Origin of the sequence: Lentzea sp. NPDC092896, assembly GCF_044754905.1 — a bacterium.
Lineage (GTDB): Bacteria > Actinomycetota > Actinomycetes > Mycobacteriales > Pseudonocardiaceae > Lentzea.
In genome coordinates, this window is record NZ_JBIVPX010000007.1 from 329,856 (window position 1) to 348,129 (window position 18,274).

18 protein-coding genes are annotated in these 18,274 nt (G+C 69.6%); 13 read left to right on the top strand and 5 right to left on the bottom strand.

Features of this window, described 5'->3' with window-relative positions; genetic code table 11:
- Positions 1-4 precede the first annotated feature (4 nt).
- Both ACIQF0_RS31905 and ACIQF0_RS31910 read left to right on the top strand, forming a co-directional pair.
- Positions 5-874, top strand: coding sequence for an MBL fold metallo-hydrolase (locus ACIQF0_RS31905; RefSeq protein WP_401035574.1), 870 nt, complete (start codon positions 5-7; stop codon positions 872-874).
- Between the two features lie 10 nt (positions 875-884).
- Positions 885-2,045 carry a YncE family protein gene (locus tag ACIQF0_RS31910; protein WP_401035576.1) on the top strand — a complete coding sequence of 387 codons (1,161 nt, stop codon included), beginning with the start codon at positions 885-887 and terminating at the stop codon, positions 2,043-2,045.
- On the opposite strand, the gene ACIQF0_RS31915 is transcribed toward ACIQF0_RS31910, so the two are convergent.
- Positions 2,042-2,392, bottom strand: a complete 351-nt coding sequence (locus ACIQF0_RS31915; protein ID WP_319981066.1) for an MmcQ/YjbR family DNA-binding protein — start codon at positions 2,390-2,392, stop codon at positions 2,042-2,044. The two genes, ACIQF0_RS31910 and ACIQF0_RS31915, sit on opposite strands and share 4 nt — an antisense overlap.
- Before the next feature lie 325 nt (positions 2,393-2,717).
- Here ACIQF0_RS31915 and ACIQF0_RS31920 point away from each other — a divergent pair, with 325 nt between their 5' ends.
- Positions 2,718-3,452 (top strand): carbonic anhydrase family protein, encoded by a 735-nt coding sequence (locus ACIQF0_RS31920; protein WP_401035579.1) that lies wholly within the window; start codon positions 2,718-2,720, stop codon positions 3,450-3,452.
- A 49-nt stretch (positions 3,453-3,501) separates the two neighbouring features.
- Here the strand turns inward: ACIQF0_RS31920 and ACIQF0_RS31925 are convergent, their stop codons facing one another.
- Positions 3,502-4,401 (bottom strand): LysR family transcriptional regulator, encoded by a 900-nt coding sequence (locus tag ACIQF0_RS31925; protein ID WP_401035581.1) that lies wholly within the window; start codon positions 4,399-4,401, stop codon positions 3,502-3,504.
- A 91-nt stretch (positions 4,402-4,492) separates the two neighbouring features.
- Here ACIQF0_RS31925 and ACIQF0_RS31930 point away from each other — a divergent pair, with 91 nt between their 5' ends.
- From ACIQF0_RS31930 to ACIQF0_RS31940, 3 genes are all read left to right on the top strand, one after another.
- Positions 4,493-5,575 (top strand): alcohol dehydrogenase catalytic domain-containing protein, encoded by a 1,083-nt coding sequence (locus ACIQF0_RS31930; RefSeq protein ID WP_401035583.1) that lies wholly within the window; start codon positions 4,493-4,495, stop codon positions 5,573-5,575.
- 91 nt (positions 5,576-5,666) lie between these two features.
- Positions 5,667-6,878: an MFS transporter gene (locus tag ACIQF0_RS31935; RefSeq protein WP_401035585.1), complete on the top strand. Its 1,212-nt coding sequence runs from the start codon at positions 5,667-5,669 to the stop codon at positions 6,876-6,878.
- A 30-nt stretch (positions 6,879-6,908) separates the two neighbouring features.
- Complete coding sequence (locus ACIQF0_RS31940) at positions 6,909-8,135, top strand: MFS transporter (RefSeq protein WP_401035588.1); 1,227 nt, start codon at positions 6,909-6,911, stop codon at positions 8,133-8,135.
- Here ACIQF0_RS31940 and ACIQF0_RS31945 read toward each other — a convergent pair.
- Positions 8,042-8,635 carry a DedA family protein gene (locus ACIQF0_RS31945; protein WP_401035591.1) on the bottom strand — a complete coding sequence of 198 codons (594 nt, stop codon included), beginning with the start codon at positions 8,633-8,635 and terminating at the stop codon, positions 8,042-8,044. The genes ACIQF0_RS31940 and ACIQF0_RS31945 overlap by 94 nt on opposite strands.
- Before the next feature lie 117 nt (positions 8,636-8,752).
- On the opposite strand from ACIQF0_RS31945, the gene ACIQF0_RS31950 reads away from it, so the two are divergent.
- The 6 genes from ACIQF0_RS31950 to ACIQF0_RS31975 all read left to right on the top strand — a co-directional run bounded on the left by ACIQF0_RS31950 (position 8,753) and on the right by ACIQF0_RS31975 (position 14,497).
- A complete protein-coding gene (locus tag ACIQF0_RS31950) occupies positions 8,753-9,298 on the top strand; it encodes a DUF1453 domain-containing protein (protein ID WP_401035594.1) in 546 nt (181 codons plus the stop codon).
- Positions 9,295-10,350: a sensor histidine kinase gene (locus ACIQF0_RS31955; RefSeq protein WP_401035597.1), complete on the top strand. Its 1,056-nt coding sequence runs from the start codon at positions 9,295-9,297 to the stop codon at positions 10,348-10,350. Before ACIQF0_RS31950 ends, ACIQF0_RS31955 begins: the two co-directional genes overlap by 4 nt.
- Positions 10,347-10,970, top strand: a complete 624-nt coding sequence (locus ACIQF0_RS31960) for a response regulator (protein ID WP_401035599.1) — start codon at positions 10,347-10,349, stop codon at positions 10,968-10,970. Before ACIQF0_RS31955 ends, ACIQF0_RS31960 begins: the two co-directional genes overlap by 4 nt.
- Before the next feature lie 92 nt (positions 10,971-11,062).
- On the top strand, positions 11,063-11,827 hold the full coding sequence (locus ACIQF0_RS31965) for a hypothetical protein (RefSeq protein WP_401035602.1): 765 nt from the start codon (positions 11,063-11,065) through the stop codon (positions 11,825-11,827).
- 71 nt (positions 11,828-11,898) lie between these two features.
- On the top strand, positions 11,899-13,251 hold the full coding sequence (locus ACIQF0_RS31970) for a gamma-glutamyltransferase (protein WP_401035604.1): 1,353 nt from the start codon (positions 11,899-11,901) through the stop codon (positions 13,249-13,251).
- Positions 13,252-13,315: 64 nt separating this feature from the next.
- Complete coding sequence (locus ACIQF0_RS31975; RefSeq protein WP_401035607.1) at positions 13,316-14,497, top strand: sugar efflux transporter; 1,182 nt, start codon at positions 13,316-13,318, stop codon at positions 14,495-14,497.
- On the opposite strand, the gene ACIQF0_RS31980 is transcribed toward ACIQF0_RS31975, so the two are convergent.
- Positions 14,475-15,587: a hypothetical protein gene (locus ACIQF0_RS31980; RefSeq protein ID WP_401035609.1), complete on the bottom strand. Its 1,113-nt coding sequence runs from the start codon at positions 15,585-15,587 to the stop codon at positions 14,475-14,477. The two genes, ACIQF0_RS31975 and ACIQF0_RS31980, sit on opposite strands and share 23 nt — an antisense overlap.
- Before the next feature lie 20 nt (positions 15,588-15,607).
- The gene (locus ACIQF0_RS31985) at positions 15,608-17,296 is read right to left on the bottom strand and encodes a serine/threonine-protein kinase (RefSeq protein ID WP_401035612.1); all 1,689 of its coding nucleotides are present in this window, start codon (positions 17,294-17,296) and stop codon (positions 15,608-15,610) included.
- A 52-nt stretch (positions 17,297-17,348) separates the two neighbouring features.
- Here ACIQF0_RS31985 and ACIQF0_RS31990 point away from each other — a divergent pair, with 52 nt between their 5' ends.
- The gene (locus ACIQF0_RS31990; RefSeq protein WP_401035615.1) at positions 17,349-18,101 is read left to right on the top strand and encodes an FHA domain-containing protein; all 753 of its coding nucleotides are present in this window, start codon (positions 17,349-17,351) and stop codon (positions 18,099-18,101) included.
- Positions 18,102-18,274: the final 173 nt, after the last annotated feature.

The window sequence follows — 18,274 nt, forward strand, 5'->3', positions numbered from 1 at the left end:
GGGCATGAACCTTCCTGACCCCGTCGTCCACGTCTCCGGCGCCGTCGAGGTGGCCACCGACGTGCTGGTGATCCCCAACGAGCACGTCGCACTGGTGCCCAACATCGGGATCATCGGTGGCACCGAGGCGATCCTCGTCGTGGACACCGGACTCGGCCTCGCCAACGCCACCGAGGTGCTCACCTTCGCTGACAAGATCGCGAACGGACGGCGGATCCACCTGACGACGACGCACTTCCACCCCGAGCACGCGTTCGGCGCGTCCGTGTTCGAAAGCTCCTACCTGGTGAACCGGGCACAGGCGGATGACCTGCGGCGCAAGGGATCCGGCTACCTGGAGCAGTTCCGCGGGTTCGGCGGGACGATCGCCGAACGGCTGGCCGGCGTCGAGGTGCCGGTGCCCGACGAGGTGTTCGACGGCACCCGCGCGCTCGACCTCGGCGGCCGGACGGTGCTGCTCAGGCCGACCGGCCGCGGCCACACGCTGGGAGACCAGGTGGTCGAGGTGCCGGACGCGGGCGTGCTGTTCACCGGAGACCTGGCCGAGACCGGGCAGTTCGCGATCTTCCCGTGGTTCCCGCCGCACGACACCGACGTCTCCGGCCTCGCGTGGATCGACGTGATGGACGGGCTGATCGCCGATCAGCCGCGGGTCGTCGTGCCGGGACACGGGTCGGTCGGTGACATCCAGGTGCTGCAAGGAGTTCGGGACTACCTGGGGGAGTTGCGGGACGAGACGTGGCGGCGCCGCGACTCCGCCATGGCGCTCGACGAGATCGTCGCGGAGGTGCGGGCCGTGCTGATCGAGCGGCATCCCGACTGGGCGGGCCAGGAATGGATCGAACCCGGGGTGGGCTGCCTCTGCGCTGAGTAGCCTCGATCTTGTGAGACTGCTCGAATGCGGCCACGCGGCCGTCGCCGGTTCATCGCGCGTGTGTGAACACCTGCTCGTGGAGGAACCGCCGGACTTCTACCGCGTGCTCACGGGTTCCGGCATGCGGTACGACCTGGCGTGCGTGGAGTGCGTCGAGAAGCCGCTGCTGACCGCCTGCGAGGGATGCGTCGAGCGGGCCGTCGACGAGAGCTGCACCGTCGGCTGGAAGGGAACTCCCGAGGTCCGCCACGAGGACCGGCCCGTGGCGGGGACCCGCCGCTCGGAGCCCTGCGACGTCCAGCCGCTCAACGACCGCTGCCTCGTCCTGGTGGAGGGTGGCTGGCTGGCGGTGACGGCGTACGGACTCGCAGGCTCGGATGGCGCGCGGTGGGACGTGCCGCTGCTCCTGCCGGCGACAGGGCGTCCGTCGCCGGCGCTGCACGCTTCGGCTGACGGCCGGTACGCGGCCGTCGTCCACGACCGCGGGCGGAAGGCCGTCGTGCTCGACACCCGGTCCGGGGACGTGGTGCTGCGACTCGACCGCGGCACGTACCACGTCGAGCAGACGCCGTACCCGCTCGCGTTCCTGCCGGGGGACCGGGTCGTCGCGGCGACGGCCTGGCACCGGCTCGACGTCTTCGCCCTGCCCTCCGGGGAACTGCTGACCGAGCGGGAGCCGGCCCTGGACTACTTCCAGGGCCGGCTGGTCCCGAGCCCGTCCGGACGCTGGCTCGTCGCCGACGGCTGGGTGTGGCACCCGGTCGGCATTCCGCGGGTCTTCGACGTCGACGCGTGGCTGCGGGACGGAGGCGACCCGCCCTACCAGGACCTGGCGGACCGCTACTACGCGTGGAACCAGCCCATCACCTGGGTCACCCCGCACGTCGTCGCCGTCCAGCGGATCGGCGAGGACGACGAGGAGATGATCGACGGCGTCGAGCTGTACGCCGTGCCCGGTGGCCGCCGGATGGAGCCGTTCGCGGGACCCGTCGGCACGATGTGGGGCCACGGAGGACTGCTGTACGTCGCCGGCGCGGACGGGATGGAGGTCTGGGACCCCGACCGCGGCGCGCGAATCGGCCTGGTGCCGGGGTTCCGGCCCACCGCGCACCGCGGCGGCACGTTCGTCTCCCTCAACGACGGTGTGCTCGATAGCTTCAGTGTTGACTAAATGAAGTCCTCGCCGAGGCGCGCGCGGATGACCTTCTTCGGCACGCACATCGTCCAGGCGCCGATGACGAGCTCCGTCATCTCCTCGACGTCCAGCTCGGCCATCGAGGCGTGCACCCACTGGAAGCGCATGTCCGACTCGCTCGGGAACGCGAACTTCACGGGGTCGCTCGCGACGAGCGCCTCCCGCTCCTCGCGGGGATAGCCGAAGCCCAGCACCGTCTCGTCGCGCGAGAGCGCCGCGTAGACGATCTGACCCACGCGGAACTTCACGCGGTCGCGGATGAGGTGTTCGGTGGTGCGCGGCAGCGTCAGTGCCACGGCGCGAATGTCGGCGACGGTGACCATCGGTCCATTCTGCCGGACACGCTCCGTGAACGGAGTCACTTCAGGCAAATTCGGCAAACCAGCGCCAATCGGACAATAGTGATCAAGAACGGTTGCGTTCTTCAATTGTTGAGGCTGTCTCAATTCGAATTTGCAGGCACAACGAACTCGCGTCGGAAGGCCTTGTTGCAAGGTATTTGCGGATGCCGTGACCTGCATCGACGCACTTCCGGAAGCTGAAGCACTTCAGTGTTGTCCCGTTTGGTTCGCGGGAATATTTCCGGCCGATGAGAGCGCGAACACACTCCACTTCCGCATTTCACCCGATCGGGTGAAAAGTAACGTTATGAACCTCAAGCGGTCCCTTCCGGCTCTTCTTCCGCTCGTGCTCACCGCGACCTTCTTCGCGAGTGGCGCGGCCGAGTCGGCGACACCGACGCAAAGCCCCGTCAACGTCACGCCCAACGCGATCCGGTTCGACCCGCACGCGGCCAAGCTCGACGTCTCGTACGGGGATTCAGCACTGGAGCTGAAGTACATCCGCAAGGACACGGATCAGGCCAACGGCTGCACGACCCGCAATCACGAAGAGACAGAGGAGGCGGAGGTCGAGCCAGGAGCAGGCCACGTCACCGTCGCGGGCACGCGGTACGACCTGGTCCAGTTCCACTTCCACACGCCGTCGGAGCACGCGTTCGGCGGCCGCCACACCCCGCTCGAGATGCACCTCGTGCACCGCAGTGCCGCCGGTAAGCTGCTGGTCGTCGGTGTGCCGCTGGTCGTCGGCTCGCACTCCGTCGTGGACGACGTGCTGGCCAGGCTCTCGCCCGAGTGCGGTGCGCCGGTCGACGTCGAGCCGATCAACCTCAACCGGTTGCTGCCCTCGGGTCACCACACGCTGCACTACACCGGCTCGCTCACCACGGCGCCGTTCACCGAGGGCGTCGAGTGGTACCTGACCGGCGAGCAGCACGTGACGGCCGCGACCATCGCGCGCTTCAAGGGCCTGTTCACCGCGGGCAACGCTCGCGCGACGCAGCCGCTCAACGGCCGGACGTTCGTGGACGTCCCGCGCATCTGAGTCCGTTCCGAGAGAAGGCCGGTCCCGCTGGGGCCGGCCTTCGTCCTGTCTACCGGCGGGCCGCCGAGATGATCGCCTCGGTGACGGCGGTGATCGCCGGCGTGGCGGTGCCGGGGAGCCTGGCCACGAGGACCCTGCGGATCTCGGGTGGCGCGCCCTGGACCCGCAGGAAGATCACGCCGGGCGGGAGGACCGCCGTCAGGCCCTCCGGAACCGTGGTGACTCCGGCACCTCCGGCGACCAGGTGCAGCTTCGTCAGCCAGTCCCGTCCACTGTGGACGACGTGCGCCCGCCCCGGCAGGCCGGGCCAGACGCCGAGCAGCGGCTCCGCGCTCGACGACGGGCTGGCGATCCAGGGTGCGTCGACCAGCTCGTCGACGTGCACGGACGTGCGGCCCGCGAACGTGCCGGTGGCCGACGCCGCCACGAGGAGTTCGGTGTCCTGGACGGCCGTGATGTGCAGGCGTGGTGACTCACCGTCCGGTGGCCGGTGCGGCGGGCGAGAGGTGAGCACGGCGACGTCGATCGAACCGGTGCGCAACGCCCGGGCCAGGGCGGGCGTGGTGCCCTCGCGGGTGGACACCTGGACCCAGGGCGCGGTCCTGGTGAGCAGGGGGAGTGCGGAGGGCAGGATCACCGGTCCGGCGCTGAGCACCAGTCCGAGCCGCACCAGTTGCGTGGTGGGTGCCTCGTCGGTCAGGTCGCGCTGGGCCGCGTCGACCGACTCCAGGATCGACCGGGCGTGGCGCAGCAGCGTCAGTCCTGGCTGGGTGAGCCGGACCCCGTCGGTCCGCCGCTCGAACAGGGTGGCGCCGACGCCGCGTTCGAGGGCGATCGCCTGGCGCGAGACCGCGGACTGCGTGTAGCCCAGCTGTGCGGCGGCCGCGGTGAAGCTGCCCGACTCGGCGATCTGACACAGCACCCGGAGGCTCGCGCTCGACACGTCCATGCTGACTACGCATAGCAGAGATGCCAGATCTTCGCTTCCCGCATGTCGTTGGCGTACCTAGCGTGACGAGGGACGACAGAGAGGCTTTCCCATGCGTGCAGCGACGTTGACGGCGTTCGGATCCCCGCTCGTGGTGCGGGAGGTGCCCGATCCGGTGGCCGGCGGCGGTGAGGTGCTTGTCGAAGTTCTGGCGACCTGCGTGCCGCCGTACGCGGCCGAGGTGTTCAGCGGTGAACGGCGCTATCCACTGGAACCACCGGTGGTGCCGGGTGTCGGGGGCATCGGCCGAGTGGTGTGGGTGGGCCCGGACGCGACCAGGCTGAAGGTGGGAGACCTGGTCTGGTGCGACTCGACGGTCCGTGCCCGCGACGACGCCCTGATCCCCGACATCACCCTGCAGGGCTGGAGTTCTCGCGGCGAAGGCGGCGCCAAGCTGGCCAGGTACCTGCACGACGGATCGTTCGCCGAACTCATGCGGGTTCCCACCGAGAACGTGTACGTGCTGCCCGCGGGGGTCGATCCCGCACGCTGGTCCGCACTGGGCGTGCACACCATTCCCTACGGCGGACTGCTGGCCGGCGGGCTCGCGGCCGGTGAGACGGTGCTGATCAGCGGAGCCACCGGAAACCTCGGCAGCAGCGCCGTCGCGGTCGCGCTCGCGATGGGCGCCGGGCACGTGGTGGCGCCGGGACGCAACCGAGCCGTCCTCGACCTGCTCGCCGACCGGTTCGGTCCACGGGTGAGCCCGGTCGAGCTCAGCGGGGACGAGGACACCGACCGCTCCGCCATGACCGCGGCCACCGACGGCCCCGTCGACCTGGTGCTCGATCTCCTGCCACCCCAGGCGCCGAGTTCGGCGGCGCGTGCGGCGGCCATGACCGTGCGCGAGTACGGGCGGGTCGTGCTGATGGGCGGCGTCGGCATGCTCGGCGGCGCGGATCTCGCCCTGCCCTACCCCTGGATCATGCGCAACTCGGTGACCGTGCGCGGCCAGTGGATGTACCCGCGCACGGCGAACGTCGGCATGATCCGGCTCGTCGCGGCGGGTGCCCTGGACCTCGGTCCCGAACGCAACACCGGGTTCGGCCTCGGCCGGGTCAACGACGCGGTCACCTACGCGGCCGCACACGGCGGCCCCTTCGACCGCACTGTCCTCACGCCCAGGGCGGCGTGACGCGCTTCACCGATACAGGAGTCGCATGCAATTGCCCGCGTGTGCAACTATTGCTCGCGCGGACAACCTACGACTTCAAGGACTGTGTGACATGCCTGTCGCCCTGCTCGCCCTCGCGATCAGCGCCTTCGCCATCGGCACGACCGAGTTCGTGATCATGGGACTGCTGCCCGAGGTGGCCACCGACCTCGGCGTTTCCATCCCGAGCGCGGGTCTGCTGATCTCCGGATACGCGCTCGGTGTCGTGATCGGCGCGCCGTTGCTGACCGTTCTCGGCGGACGCCTGCCGCGCAAGAAGATGCTGCTCGGGCTGATGGTGCTGTTCATCGCGGGCAACCTGGTCTCGGCGATGGCCGACACGTACGGCGTGCTGATGAGCGGGCGCGTGATCGCGGCACTGGCGCACGGCGCGTTCTTCGGCGTCGGTTCGGTCGTCGCCGCTGACCTCGTCGCACCGCAACGCAGGGCGAGCGCCATCGCGTTGATGTTCACCGGTCTGACCGTGGCGAACGTTCTGGGCGTGCCGATGGGCACGGCACTCGGTCAGGAACTGGGCTGGCGTTCGACGTTCTGGGCCGTGACCGTGCTCGGCGTGATCGGACTGCTCGGCATCGTGTTCCTCGTGCCGAAGCAGCAGGCCCAGGGCGGCGACCTGCGCAGCGAACTCGCCGTGTTCCGCAACCCGCAGGTGTGGCTCGCACTGCTGATGACCGCGTTCGGCTTCGCGGGCGTCTTCGCGTCGTTCACCTACATCGCGCCGATGATGACCGAGGTCGCGGGCTTCTCGTCCGGCGCCGTGACGTGGCTGCTGGTGCTGTTCGGCGTGGGCCTGTTCGCGGGCAACCTGCTGGGCGGCAAGGCGGCGGACCGGTCGGTCATGAAGAGCACGATCGTCATCCTGATCGCGCTGGCCGCGATCCTCACCGCGTTCGTGTTCACCGCGCACTCGCCCGTCCTGGCGGCGATCACGATCGTGCTGTTCGGTGCTGCCGGGTTCGCCACGGTGCCGCCGTTGCAGATGCGGGTCATGCAGACCGCGGAAGGCGCGCCGGCCCTCGCCAGCGCGGCGAACATCGCGGCGTTCAACCTCGGCAACGCCGGTGGTGCGTGGCTCGGCGGTCTCGCGATCGAGCGCGGCCTCGGCTACACCGCGCCGAACTGGATCGGAGCGCTGCTCGCGGTCGGGGGACTCGTCATCGCGCTGGTGTCGGTATTCCTCGAACGGCGTGTGAGGAGCGGCACCGGTCCGGAGTCTTTTGAAGCGCTTCAGAAGACCCGTAAAATCGATGCGGTAGCTAACTAGTCTCTGCTGCTCACCGACCATGGGGAAGCCTTGAACACCACCCGCGCCATGACCGCTCTCGCGCTCGGCGGGTTCGGCATAGGTACGACCGAGTTCGCGACCATGGGACTGCTTCCGCAGATCGCGGAGACGTTCGGCATCCCCGACTACCAGGCCGGCCACGCAATCAGCCTCTACGCCGCCGGAGTCGTCGTCGGCGCGCCGCTGATCGCGGTGCTCGGCGCCAAGCTCCCGCGCAAGGGCATGCTGATCGGACTGATGCTCGCGGTCGCCCTGGGCAACGGGCTGTCGGCCGCCGCGCAGAGCGAGTCGCTGCTGCTCATCTCGCGGTTCGTCGCCGGACTGCCGCACGGCGCGTTCTTCGGCATCGCGGCCGTTGTCGCCGCGACGCTCGTTGCTCCCGAACGGCGCGGCACGGCCGTCGCGCGCGTGATGGTCGGACTGACCGTGGCGAACCTCGTGGGCGTGCCGCTCGCGACGGCGGCGGGGCAGCAGATCGGTTGGCGCACGGCCTACCTGGCGGTCTCGGTGATCGCGCTCGTCACGGCGGCGGCGATCGCGGCCTGGGTACCGCTGGTGCCCAAGGTCGAGGGTGCGTCGATGAAGGGCGAGGTCCGCGCGTTCGGCCGCCCGACCGTGTGGTTCGCGATCTTCACCGGCATGATCGGCTTCGGCGGCATGTTCGCCGTCTACTCCTACGTGGCCCCGTTGACGACCGAGGTCGCCGGCCTGTCCTCGAGCGCGGTGCCGTGGATCCTCGCGGTGTTCGGGCTCGGCATGACCCTCGGCGCGACGTTCGGCGGCCGGTTCGTGGACAGGTCCGTGACCGGGTCGGTGTTCGGCGGACTGATCGCGGTCACCGTGATCCTGGCGCTCTTCGGGCTCACCGCGACCATCCCGGTGTTCCTGTTCGCCTTCCTGTTCCTGCTCGGCTTCACCATCCAGATCCTCGCGGCCGCCCTGCAGGTCAGGCTGATGGACGCCTCACCGGACGCGCCGTCGCTCGCGGCGTCGTCCAACCACTCCTCGCTCAACGTCGCGAACGGCGCGGGCGCGTGGCTCGGCGGCCTGGCCATCGCGGCGGGCTGGGGCTACACCTCGACGGCGTGGGTCGGCGTGGCGCTGTCCGTCGCCGGACTCGCGATCGCGGTGGCGTCGGTGCTCTACGAACGGCGTGCCTTCCGGCGGGAGACCACGAACCAGACGATGGCGATGGCCAGCGCGGCCAGCACCACCGTCGAGACCCAGCCCAGGTAGCGGTCGACCAGCTCGTAGTTGTCGCCGAGCGCGTATCCGGCGAGGATCAGCGCGGTGTTCCAGACGAGGCTGCCCGCCGCGGTGTAGAGCGTGAACTTCACGATCGGCATCCCGGAGACCCCGGCGGGGACGGAGATCAGGCTCCGCACGACCGGCACCATCCGGCCGATGAACACGGCCTTGTTGCCGTGCTTGTCGAACCACGCGTCGGCCTTGTCCACGTCGGACGCGGTGACGAACGGGATCTTGTCCGCGACCTTCCGCAGCCGTTCGAGCCCGAGCCACGCGCCCAGGCCGTACAGCACGAGAGCGCCGACGACCGAGCCCACCGTCGTCCACAGGATCGCGGCGACCAGCGAGATCCTGCCCTGACCGGCCGTGAACCCGGCGAGCGGCAGGATCACCTCGCTCGGCACCGGCGGGAAGACGTTCTCCAGTGCGACCGCGAGGCCCGCGCCGGGCGAGCCCAACGCCTCCATCAACCGGGTGATCCACTCCATGGTTGTCGAATTACCCGTTTTGCCCCGGCTCTCAACCCTCGGGTGGAGACGGATCTCCACCCTGGCTACGGCGCTGGGTCCACGCGCTGACCTGCGCGAATTCCTAACGTTGACGGCATGAACACAACCGTGGAGATCGTCCTCATCGCCGCCGCCATCATCTTCGTGATGGCCCGCAGGCTGCTCGGAGAACCCGCCGTCGGCAAACGCCTGTTGCTGCTCCCGGCGATCCTGGGGGTGATCGGACTGACGCAGACGTCGGTGGACTCGGTGGACGCGCTGGCGTTCCTGCTCGTCAGCGCCGCGCTCAGCGTCGTGTTCGGGCTGCTGCGCGGACTGACCATCCGCACGTACGAGCGGAACGGCATCGTGATGCTGCGCTACACGGCCATGACGATCGTGCTCTGGGTGGCGAGCATCGCCGCGAGGTTCGCCCTCGGATTCCTGCTCGCCCCCAGCGGAGCGCAGGCGGCCAACGGGTTGATGGTCGTCGTCGGCGCCGGTCTGCTCGCCGAGGGGCTGGTCGTGATGTCGAAGGCCGTGCGGGTGCGCGGGCAGGTGGTGTGGTCGAAGGGCCGCAACGGGGCGCCGCACCGCACGTCGGCGTTCCTGGACTCCTGGCAGGAGAAGGTCCACGGAACCCGGCATGATTCGACCCGATGAGACTCGCCGACGAGATGTTCAGGCCGCTGGTCACGCTGGCGATCGCGACGGTCACGGTGGTCCAGCTGATCGACCGGCCACCGCGACTGCCTGAACTGACCTGGACGCTGACCGCCGTGGTGATCGCCGCGGCGGTCGCGTCCGTGTTCGTGATCGGCCGGCTGCCCGCACGAGCGCAGGTCGTGCTGGCCGCGGTGTTCGTGCTGTCCAGCGCGCCGATGTTCGCGCTCGCGCCCTCGACCGCGGGCGTGGCGTTCGTCTTCGTGGCGACCGGATCGGCCGGGCGCGAGCTGGCGTCGAGGCGGGCCTCGGTCACGATCGCCGCGGCGGGCTCGCTGGTCGCGATGGCGTCGACGTGGGTCGCGGAGGCCGCGGGGCACTCGGACGTGCCGCCGTGGTGGTTGTGCCTCACCGCCGGGCTTCCGGTGCTGCTGGGCCTGATGCGCCGCGAACGGCTCGCCGCGCTCGCCGCCGCCGAGTACACGGCGGTGCTGGAGGAACGCGGGCGCATCGCGCGCGAGATCCACGACGTCGTCGGACATTCGTTGTCCGGTATCGCCGTGCAGTTGGACATGGCCGACGCCCTGCACGGCGCCGGCAAGACCACCGAGGCGAACGAGGCTGTGCTGCGCGCACGGGCGTTGGCGGTGTCCGGGTTGAAGGAGACTCGTCGCGCCGTGCACGCGTTGCGCGAGGAGACACTCCCGCTGCCGGAGGCGATCGCACGGCTCGCGGAGACACATCGCGCGTCGTTTCACGCCTCCGGTGACGCGGGACAGGTGAGCGTCAAGATCACGCAGACCATCATTCGTGCCGCGCAGGAAGCCCTCGCCAACGCGCACAAGCACGCGCCTGGCGCGGAAGTCGCGGTGTCGCTGGAGTTCTCGGCCTCGGCGGTCGTGCTCACGGTGACCGACGACGGGACGCAGCACGGGCAGGGGAGCGGGATGGGGCTCGCCGGCATGCGGGAACGGGCTGCTTTGCTGGGAGGAACGCTGTCCGCCGGGCCGGGCGGTCCGGGATGGACGGTCAGGATGGAGCTACCCCGATGATCAGGCTGTTGATCGTGGACGACCAGGCCGCGGTGCGCGACGGGCTCGCCGTCATGCTCGACCTGGACCCGGACATCACGGTCGTCGGCACCGCGGCCAACGGCCAGGACGCCGTCGCGGCCGTGGGGGAACTGGCCCCCGAGGTCGTGCTGATGGACCTGAACATGCCGGTCATGGGCGGCGCCGAGGCCACCAGCGTGCTGCGGCGGTCGCATCCCGATCTGCCGGTCGTCGTGCTGACCACGTTCGACGACGACGAGTCGATCCTGGAGGCGTTGCGCGCGGGCGCTCGCGGCTACCTGACCAAGGACGCCGACCGCGCCACGATCATCCAGGCCGTGCGCGGTGCTCACGCCGGCAACGCGATCCTCGACCCCTCCGTGCAGCTGCGGCTGCTGGACCTCGCCAGCCGCCGGCCCGTCGAACAGCCCGGCATCGACCTCACGGTGCGCGAGCGCGAGGTGCTCGACCTGATCGGCGAAGGCCTGCGCAACGGCGAGATCGCCCGGCGGCTGTTCATCAGCGAGGCCACGGTGAAGACCCACATCAACAACCTGTTCGCCAAGGCGGACCTGCACTCCCGCGCCGACGCCGTCCGGCTGGCCCTCAAGCTCCGATGAATCTTGTCATTCAGAGGCAATTCTAGTCACGTTCGTTGACAACGCAGGTCGAGACCTCCTACCTTCGGTGCTGCCGCCAGGAAGGAAGCTCGATGAAAATCGCACTGACGGCCGCCGCGCTGATGCTGGTCACCGTCATCCCCGCCCACGCCGCACCCGCGTGGAGCCCGAACCCCGCGACCGACGGCCTCAAGGCGTTCGAGGGCATCGAGGTCGACCGGGGCAACAAGTTCCCCGACCGCAAGGGCAAGTACATCGTCGTCCAGGGCGACGCCTACCGGTTCAACATCTGGAAGAACGACCGCGACACCACCGGCGGCGGCGACCGCCAGCGCACCGAGTCCAAGGGCATGGTGTCCGGCGGCAACGCGCTCAAGATGAAGAACGGCGAGACGTGGGTCATCTCGTACGAGATGTACATGCCGTCGTCGCTGCACGGCACGAGCAAGTTCACGCACATCTTCCAAACCAAGACGCCCAGCACCAACGGCGGCCCGTGGACGACGCTGTCCCTGAGCCGCAGTGGCAGCACCGAGACGATCCGGGCACGCGCGTTCAGCACTGATGGCGCGCCGGACATCGCCGCCACGAACCTGGCCCCGCTGCGCGACAAGTGGGTCACGGTCGAGTGGACGATCACGCCCGGTGGCAGCGGCACGGTCGGTTTCGTGCTGCGCAACGGCACGGGGGCGAGCGCACCGATCGCGGTGCAGGGCAAGCGTTCCGGCGTGAAGATCCCGGACGAGGGCGACTACGTGCGGCCGAAGTGGGGCATCTACCGCTCGGTCGAGAGCGCGTCGTCGGACATCCTCGACACCTACATCAACTTCCGGAACTACTCGGCCACGAAGAAGTAGGACGTAGTCCCGGTGGCCCGCCGCTCACGCACAGGTCTACCGTTGACTGCCTTCACTTCTGGAGGTCGACGGTGCGAGGCGCGATCGCGGCGGGCCACCCGCTCACCGCACAGGCGGGCGCGGCGCTGCTGCGTGCCGGTGGGAACGCCGTGGACGCGGCCGTCGCGGCGATGCTGACGTCGTGCGTCACCGAGCCGTTGCTGACGGGGCTCGGGTCCGCCGGGTACATGATGATCGCCCCGGCCGGGGAAACCCCTGTGCTGCTGGACTTCTCCGCCATGGCGCCGGGCCGCGAGCAGACCGGCGACCGCGCGCCGCTCGACCCCATAACCGTCCACTTCGGTGACGCGCAGCAGGAATTCCACGTGGGACCGTCCTCGGTGGCCGCCTACGGGATGCCCGCCGGTGCCGCGAAGGCCGCGACGTACGGCCGGGCGCCGTTGCACGAACTCGTGGCCACGGCGGCGATGCACGCGCGTGAAGGCCATCGGGTCAACCGGTACCAGGCGTACGTCACGACGTTGCTGCTGCCGCTCGCCCACAGCGCGGGCCTCACCGCGTTCGAGGAGGGCGAACTCCTCGTCCAGCCCGAACTCGCCGAGGCTCTCGACCGGCTCGGCAGCGATGGCGCGGCGCCGTTCTACACCGGCGACGTCGCGGGCGCGGTCGCCGACTGGATCACCTCCCAAGGTGGCGATCTGAGCCGCGCCGATCTGGAGGCCTACGACGTCGTGCAGCGAGAGCCGTTGCACGTGAAGCATCGCGGCCGTGACATCCACACGAACCCACCACCCGCGGCGGGCGGTGCGTTGCTGACGCAGATGCTGGAAGCGTTGCCGGACAACCCGTCCCAGCAGGACCTCATCCGTGCGCTGGCCACGCCGAAGACGCACCTGAACCGCCTCGGCTCCACCACGCACATCTCCGTGCTCGACGCGGACGGCACTGCCTGCTCGGTCACGACGACGAACGGCGCGGGCTCCGGCATCTCGATCGCCGGCGTGCACCTGAACAACATGATGGGGGAGGAGGACCTGTCGCCGGACGGGTTCTTCAGCCACGCGCCCGGCGACCGGCTGCCGTCGATGATGGCGCCGACGGTGGTGAGCAACCACGGCCGGACCGAACTCGTGCTCGGCAGCGCCGGGTCGAGCCGGATCAGCGGCGCGATCCTGCAGGTGCTCGTGAACGTCCTGGACCGCGGCATGCCCGCCCAGGACGCCGTCGACGCGCCCCGGATGCACCTGAGCGGAGACCACCTCCACGTCGAGCCGGGAATTCGACCGGAAAGCGAGCTCCCGGTCACCCGGTTCCGCGCTCCGAACATGTTCTTCGGCGGCTGCCAGGTGGTCGAAATGACCGGATCAGGCCTGCTCAGGGGTGGTGCAGATCACCGTCGGGACGGCGCGATCGTCGTGGTGTGAGACATTGCCCGCATCATGGGATATCTAGTTTCCTGATTGACCGGTCAACGAGCACGATTAGCGGGTGACGGCACTCAGCGAGAGAAGATCCTCGCCGCTCCTGTCCCGTACGTTCCTCCAACTCTCCGTCATCAGCGTCGTGTCGGGCGTGTCGATGGCGTTCGCGCTGCCGTTCGGCTCGCTGTTCCTCACGAGCGAGATCAAGGTCTCGCCGTTCCAGCTCGGCTTCTTCCTCATCGTGAGCCCGCTCGCGTCGGTGGTCGCCAGCACGATCATGGGCAGGCTCTCCGACGGCCGGGTGCAGCGCCGGTACATGCTCGCCGTGGGCGGTGTCGCCGGCGCGATCGGCTACGGGCTGTTCGCCGTGCTGCGCGACTACTGGTTCCTGCTCGGCACGTCCGTGGTGTTCATCGCGATCACGTCGTCGTTGCTGCCGCAGCTCTTCGCGTACGGCCGTCAGGTCTCACAAGGACCGTCGATGGTCGTCAGCGTGTTGCGGACGCTGCTCTCGGTCGCGTGGGTCGCCGGACCGCCGGTGGCCGCGCTGCTCGTCGCGAAGACCGGGTGGATCGGCCTGTTCGCCTCCACCGCCGTGCTGCAACTCGGTGTCGCGGTGCTCGCCCTCACGCTTCCGGTGCCACCCGCTCAGACCGAGGAGCAGGCCGAGGAAGAAGAAGCCGCAGGGCCGGCGCGCGGCAACATGATGGTCGTGTCCGCCGCTTTCCTGTTCCTGCAGGGAGCCGTGGCGATCGCGGTGAGCGGCCTGCCGTTGTTCATCACGACCGAACTGCAGGGCACGGCCGGGGACGCCGGGCTCGCGATGGGGCTGTGCGCGGCGCTCGAGATCCCGATGATGCTGTGGTTCGGCTCGCTGGCGAACCGGATGTCGCAGCACAAGCTCGTGCTCATCGGCGCCGTGATCGCGTTGAGCTATCACGGCGTGATGGTGTTCACCGACTCGATCTGGCAGGTGATGGCCGCGCAGTTGCTGCACGCCACCGTCATCTCGTTGATCATGGGCGTCGGCATCACGTACTTCCAGAGCCTCGACCCCGGCCGTCCCGGCCACGCCACGACGATGTTCAGCAACACCCAGATCGTCGGCGGCATGGTCGCGGGCGCGTTGCTCGGTGTGTCCCAGCAGCTGGGTTTCCGCTGGGTCTACGGCTTCAGCCTCGCGATGTCCGTGCTCGGCCTGGCGCTGCTGCTCGTCGCGGGCAGGCTCACTGCACCGTCGAGGCGGTGACCTTCGGCTTCTCCCCGACGCCGAGGTAGAAGATCCCCTTGATGGTCTCGAAGCCGAGGCTCGGGTTGCGGCGCAACGTGGAGCCCTCGACCGACATCGAGCCCGACTTGTCGTTGCTGACGAAGAACACCGCGCCGCCGCCCTCGTTGGCCTGGTTGTCCTCGATCAAGGTGCCGGCGACGCGCAGCGTGAACGTGTTGCCGTCGTTGTAGATCGCGCCACCGCTGCCGCCACCCGGCGTGCCACCGCGCGCGGGGTTGGCGCCGCGGCCGATGGCCTTGTTGTTCTTCATGAGGCTGTTGAGCACCACGAACGACGCGCCGATGCTGCTCAGCGCACCGCCGTTGGAGCACACACCGCCCTCGAACGTGCTGTTCACGACGTAGATCGGCGCCTTCTGGGCCCAGTCGGTCACCCGGATCGCGGCACCGCCGAGGTCGGGACCGTTGGCGTCGCACTTGTTGTTCGCGAAGCGGGAGTTCACGACCTTGAGCTGACCGCCGAGCACCATGATCGCGCCGCCGCCACCGCCCTCGGTCTTGTCCCCGGTCGAGTTGCCGTCGGCGAGGGTGATGTTCTGGACCACCAGCCGCGGCCCGTTCTGGTCGAGCAGCCGGCGTTGTCCCTGGCCGCTCAACGTGATCCGGCCGCCGCCGTCGAGCACGGTCTTCGCGCGGACCTTCGCGGTCGCGGCCATCGGGATGATGTGCGGCTGCGGCCCGCAGTTGAAGGTGACGACCCCGCCGGCGGCGACCGCGTCGACCACGGCCTGCGACGTGCAGGACGCGGGCGTGCCGGTGCCGATCACGCGGGTGGGCTTGGAGGTGTCCTCGGCGGCGGCCTCTGCCGGAACGGCGGCGGTGCCGGCCGGGTTGCCGAACTTCGCGACGGGAGGAGGCGGCGGCGGAGGAGCGGGCGGGGGAACGGCGCTGCTGCTGCTCGAAGGTGGCGCCGGCGTCACGACGGTGACGGTCTGGGACGTCGATGTCAGAGGTAACTGCGGTCCTGCGACGGGGGAACCGGGGATCGCCGTGCCGCAACCCGCCACGAGGGCGGCAAGCAGCACGACGGCCTGTCTACCTGAGGGCATGGCGGGCACCCTAAACGGCGCTACGAGAGCTTGGCTACTGCCGCTTTCGCCAGCAAGATCGCCCCGGCGCACAGCGTGGCGGGATCCTTGGCGTCCTTGTCGGCCAGCGTCACCACCACGACCTCGAACCGGTCGTCCGGAAGCGCCTTGTGCTGGTACGACAACTCGCAGGCGCCGTCCTCGGGTTCGTAGACGGCCTTCCCGCGGCCGAGGTCGACCGGTGTGCCGTCGTCGGGCTCGAACGGCCCCTGGCGGCTGAACTCGATGAACGCGGAGCGCTGCTGGTAGTCCCAGCCGCAGCCCCAGTAGCCGAGCTCGTTCCACGGGTAGGGCGTCGCCTCGGCCTCCAGCTGGGTCCGGATGACGTCCTTGTCCAGCAGACCGCAGGCGTTGGCCGCGCCGAGCGAGTCCCGCGGCCACGACTGCGCGCGGCGGGGGATCTGACGTTCGCCGAGCACGGTCCGCGCGTGCTCGGCCGCCACGTTCCCGATGTCGCACAGCGGGCGGTCCGACGTTCCGCCCGTCTTGACATCGATCTGCAGGACGTTGCCGTCGACCAGTTCGATCGCCTTCGAGCAGGCGCCCTTGGCGGGATCGCTGTGCTGGATCTGGCCGAGCACGCCGCTCGGTTCAGCCGCGCCGTACTGCACGAACTGCTTGACGGAGTACTCGACGACCACGCCGTCGTCGCCCTTCTCGTCGAACGAGACCCAGGTGGCGCAGCCGTTGAACCAGTACGACTTCTCCGCGGCCGTGTCGGCGTCGCGGGCTTTGAACCGCTGGTAGTCGTCCTTGCCGGCGGCGAGTCCGCAGACGTCCATCGTGGCCGGATCACCGACCGTGCCGGCCGCCGGGAGCTTCGCGTAGATCACCGCGCCGGTCGCGAGCACGGCCACGAGGGCGGCGGCGCCGATGACGATCGCCTTGCGGCGCCACGGTTTCGGGAGCTTCGCACCCTCCAGCAGGGGCCGGACGTTCTCGGTGGCCGGGCGGTCCCGCGGGTCGCGGCGCATCAGCTGGGCGAGCAGGTCGCCGAACGGGCCGGAGGTCCGCGCGGGCGTGATGTCGTAGGCCTTGGCCCGCCGGAGTTGTTCCTGCGCGCCGGCGTCCGGCGACCCCCACGGCGAGGTGCCCTCGACGGCGGCGAACAGCGTGGCGCCCAGCGCGAAGACGTCGGACGCGGGCCGCGCCTCGTGTCCGTCCGCGACCTCGGGGGCCAGGTAGGCGGGCGTGCCGGCCACGTCACCGCCACCGACGCGGGTCGCCTCCGCCCACCGGGAGATGCCGAAGTCGCTGAGCTTCGCCACGTCGTTCTCGGTGACCAGGACGTTGCCGGGCTTGACGTCGCGGTGGACCATTCCCTTGGCGTGCATGGCGGTCAGCGCGTCCGCGAGCTGCGCGCCGATCTTCGCGGCCCGCTCGTGCGAGATCGGGCCGTCCGTCTCGATGATCTCCGCCAGCGTGCGGGACGGCAGGTACTCCATCACCAGCCACTGCTCGGCGCCGTCGGTCACCGTGCCGTGCACCGTGATCACGTTCGGGTGGCTGAGCTCGGTGCCGATGCGCGCCTCGCGAGCGGCGTCGTCCGTCCGCTTCAGCGCGACCGTCTCCCGCAGTTCCAGATCGGTCGCTCGCCAGACCTCGCCCATGCCGCCCGAGCCGAGGTGCTCCTCCAGCCGGTAACGGTCCGCGACCGTCCGCTCACCCACGAACGAGGATCTTAGGGACAGGTCCCCGAACGGCGGGTGCACACTGCGAAGAATGTACGAAAGCCTCGCGCGGCAAGTGCCGCAGACGGTGCCCGGCGGGATCGTGGCGCTGGCGCTCGCCGGACGCGTGAACAGCGCTCCCGTCGACGGCCACACCGTGGTGTTCGGCCGCAACCGGCCAGAGGTCGACATCTGCGTCGGGGAGAGCGACCTGCGGGTTTCCCGCAGGCACGGCGCGCTGACCTGCCGCGACGGGTCGTGGTGGGTCAGCAACCTCGGCCGGCTGCCGATCAGGCTGCCCCGGTCGCGGTGGCTGTTCCCCGAGGAGGACCCGGTGCCGCTGGACGGTGGCTACACGCCGTTGTTCATCCGCGGCACCCGCGACCGCGAGCACCTGCTGGAGCTGTACGTGGCGGGACCGGACGGCGGCCAGCCTTCCGTGCCGCACGGTGCCATGACCGAGCCTCCGCGCCGATGGCGGCTGACCGACGACGAACGGCTGCTTCTGGTCGTGCTCGGCCAGCGCTACCTGATGCACGAGGCGAACCCTCAGCCGTTGGCACGCCAGCACGTCGCCGTCGTGATGTCCGAATTGCGGCCAACGGAGCAGTGGAGCCACAAGAAGGTCGAACACATGGTGTCCGCGGTCAGGGCCCGGTTGTCACGCGAGGGAGTGCCGGGGCTGGTGCGCGAGGAGGTCGGCGAGCCGGTCGGGAACGCGTTGAACGACAACCTGATGCGGGAACTCGTCCTGTCGACGACCCTGGTGCCGCCAGATCTTGCGTTGATCGACGCCCTGTCCTGAATCTGGCCGCGCTTGACCGGTTCCGTTGCCCCAAAACACCACGAGATCAAGGCGTTCTTCAGGTGTTTCCGTTCTGTGACACGAAAACCGGGACAAGATCCGGTTTTTCGGGGGCGGCGCGGGGGTTGTGCGCAGGTGCGGCACGGTGCTTAGCCTGACTCACGAGTCAGGAA

Bases quoted from the DNA above. Each gene is read 5' to 3' on its own strand.
- ACIQF0_RS31905 (WP_401035574.1), top strand. From the start codon at position 5: ATGAACCTTCCTGACCCCGTCGTCCACGTCTCCGGCGCCGTCGAGGTG.
- ACIQF0_RS31915 (WP_319981066.1), bottom strand. From the start codon at position 2,392: ATGGTCACCGTCGCCGACATTCGCGCCGTGGCACTGACGCTGCCGCGC.
- ACIQF0_RS31920 (WP_401035579.1), top strand. From the start codon at position 2,718: ATGAACCTCAAGCGGTCCCTTCCGGCTCTTCTTCCGCTCGTGCTCACC.
- ACIQF0_RS31925 (WP_401035581.1), bottom strand. From the start codon at position 4,401: ATGGACGTGTCGAGCGCGAGCCTCCGGGTGCTGTGTCAGATCGCCGAG.
- ACIQF0_RS31930 (WP_401035583.1), top strand. From the start codon at position 4,493: ATGCGTGCAGCGACGTTGACGGCGTTCGGATCCCCGCTCGTGGTGCGG.
- ACIQF0_RS31935 (WP_401035585.1), top strand. From the start codon at position 5,667: ATGCCTGTCGCCCTGCTCGCCCTCGCGATCAGCGCCTTCGCCATCGGC.
- ACIQF0_RS31945 (WP_401035591.1), bottom strand. From the start codon at position 8,635: ATGGAGTGGATCACCCGGTTGATGGAGGCGTTGGGCTCGCCCGGCGCG.
- ACIQF0_RS31950 (WP_401035594.1), top strand. From the start codon at position 8,753: ATGAACACAACCGTGGAGATCGTCCTCATCGCCGCCGCCATCATCTTC.
- ACIQF0_RS31955 (WP_401035597.1), top strand. From the start codon at position 9,295: ATGAGACTCGCCGACGAGATGTTCAGGCCGCTGGTCACGCTGGCGATC.
- ACIQF0_RS31960 (WP_401035599.1), top strand. From the start codon at position 10,347: ATGATCAGGCTGTTGATCGTGGACGACCAGGCCGCGGTGCGCGACGGG.
- ACIQF0_RS31965 (WP_401035602.1), top strand. From the start codon at position 11,063: ATGAAAATCGCACTGACGGCCGCCGCGCTGATGCTGGTCACCGTCATC.
- ACIQF0_RS31980 (WP_401035609.1), bottom strand. From the start codon at position 15,587: ATGCCCTCAGGTAGACAGGCCGTCGTGCTGCTTGCCGCCCTCGTGGCG.
- ACIQF0_RS31990 (WP_401035615.1), top strand. From the start codon at position 17,349: ATGTACGAAAGCCTCGCGCGGCAAGTGCCGCAGACGGTGCCCGGCGGG.